This window comes from Enterobacter sp. 725m/11, assembly GCF_011683705.1.
In the GTDB taxonomy this organism is placed as follows: Bacteria; Pseudomonadota; Gammaproteobacteria; order Enterobacterales; family Enterobacteriaceae; genus Enterobacter; species Enterobacter bugandensis.
Window position 1 is genome coordinate 1 of sequence record NZ_JAAQOK010000109.1, and the last position, 1,138, is coordinate 1,138.

The window sequence follows — 1,138 nt, forward strand, 5'->3', positions numbered from 1 at the left end:
GTTAAGGCGTGATCTAACTTTAGTGCCAATACTTTATTCGCATCCATTGATGTTATTAATGAGTCGCTATAATACATATTGCACCTTTTAACAGTAAACAGAGGTACAAGTTTCTATTAATATTGTATTTCTGCTGTGATGCATATCGCAATAGTTTATACGTAATGAAAAATTCAGATATTTTAATCTTCGCATTATATTTGTCGTGAATAATTGTTGGCTATTAATTTAGATATTATATGAGCGTGAGAATGAGGGCGTTAGATCCGTTGCATATTAGTTTAATAGCCGTATGGCCGCTAAAGGCGAAACTGGGAGCCATGAGCTGAGCGTAACTACGAGTGTAGCTTTGAGATTGTAGTGATCACTCAGTGGAAATCTGATGTCACCTTTCCGGATAGTTGAATGCTGATCAATGTCGCCATCAGAAATTCTATTTATGAGATGTTAGTTGATGGTTCGAACAGGGAGCTTAAATCGCTGCAAGCGCGTCCTCTATCTCAATGAGCGTTTATCCTGCAACCGCTTCCTGCTCGTTATACGCCACCAGAATGATACATCCTTTCATGACCTTTACAGTGACATGCTGTCCGGTATCAAACCCCGCCGCGCGCAGCTACTTGCCAGAAAGGATGATTTTCAGCGTCGATTTGTCGAAAACATTTGGGCAGTATCCCATAATCAACGAACGCTCGGTTCCGGATTGGTCGGTGTCTGGATAGAATGTGAATCAGTTATAATCAACTCATTGATAGTTGGTATGGTAGACGCCCTTTAGTGCTCCAACACTGCTGGGCGTTGTCAGGAATTTATAATCCATGTGGTAGGTACCACATGCGGAAAAACTAACCGAAGTGGTACCTACCATGCAAGAGAAAAACAAACCAAATTTTGACCGCACAAAGAGCACGATGAAAAACATCCGGTTCGAGGATGAGCTTTTGGGGCAGATTGAGAAGGCTGCGGGGAAAGGGAATTTTAGTAAGTGGGTTAAAGAAGCTTGTAGGCTTAGGCTTATGAATAAGTAGCTATCATGGTTTTTAATTTGGTGATGGTAATAAGGGAATAAATGACAAGTTATAGAACCTGTCTCTTATACACATCTGACGCTGCCGACGACGGAGAGAGTGTAGATCTC

Annotated in this window: 1 protein-coding gene and 1 pseudogene; one reads left to right on the top strand and one right to left on the bottom strand. The window is 41.5% G+C overall.

From position 1 onward, the window contains the following. Positions 1–526: 526 nt before the first annotated feature. Positions 527–738 (bottom strand): annotated as a pseudogene (locus tag HBA26_RS22595) (SymE family type I addiction module toxin); the annotation flags it as partial. Positions 739–866: 128 nt separating this feature from the next. Here HBA26_RS22595 and HBA26_RS22600 point away from each other — a divergent pair. Further along, entirely contained in the window at positions 867–1,028 is a 162-nt protein-coding gene (locus HBA26_RS22600) for a YlcI/YnfO family protein (protein WP_126345615.1), read from the top strand. Positions 1,029–1,138: the final 110 nt, after the last annotated feature.

What these genes read in the sequence shown, in the direction of transcription:
- HBA26_RS22600 (WP_126345615.1), top strand. Translation starts at nt 867, where the DNA reads ATGCAAGAGAAAAACAAACCAAATTTTGACCGCACAAAGAGCACGATG.